This is a genomic window from Paenibacillus sp. N119s (genome assembly GCF_059447605.1).
This window is the reverse complement of sequence record NZ_JCAJRU010000506.1, coordinates 1-513: the sequence shown is the minus strand read 5'-3', so window position 1 is coordinate 513 and position 513 is coordinate 1. Positions and strand designations below refer to the sequence as shown.

The 513-nt window shown below is 53.8% G+C and carries 1 protein-coding gene; it reads left to right on the top strand.

Annotated elements, in window-relative coordinates; all coding sequences use genetic code 11:
• Positions 1-513: AMP-binding protein (locus AC5V8P_RS26040; protein ID WP_495474110.1), on the top strand; the 513-nt coding region annotated here is incomplete at both ends.

Genomic DNA, 513 nt, shown 5'->3' with positions numbered 1-513 from the left:
AAGTCTAATAGCGAAGCAGTATCCGAACCGGCAACAGGGCTGCGCCTGCATACTGTATTGGCGCTGGATGATGAGTCGCTGTATACCGGGGATGCCACGGATGTTGAACCGATCAACGGACCGCAGGATCTGGCGTATGTGATTTATACGTCGGGGACAACCGGACGTCCGAAGGGCGTCATGGTCGAACATCGCAGCTTGGTCAATACGGCTGCGGCGTATCGCCGGGATTACCGTCTGAACCAGTTCCCGGTACGCCTGCTGCAACTGGCAAGCTTCTCTTTTGACGTGTTCGTCGGCGATATTGCACGGACGCTCTATAACGGGGGCACGATGGTCATCTGCCCGAAAGACGACCGAATTGACCCAAGTCGTCTATATGGCTGGATTCATGATTACCAGATCACGGTGTTTGAATCGACACCAGCCTTGATTGTACCGTTTATGCAGCATGTGTATGAACAGGGACTTGACATGAGCAGTCTGGAGCTGCTCATCACGAGCTCAGATAGC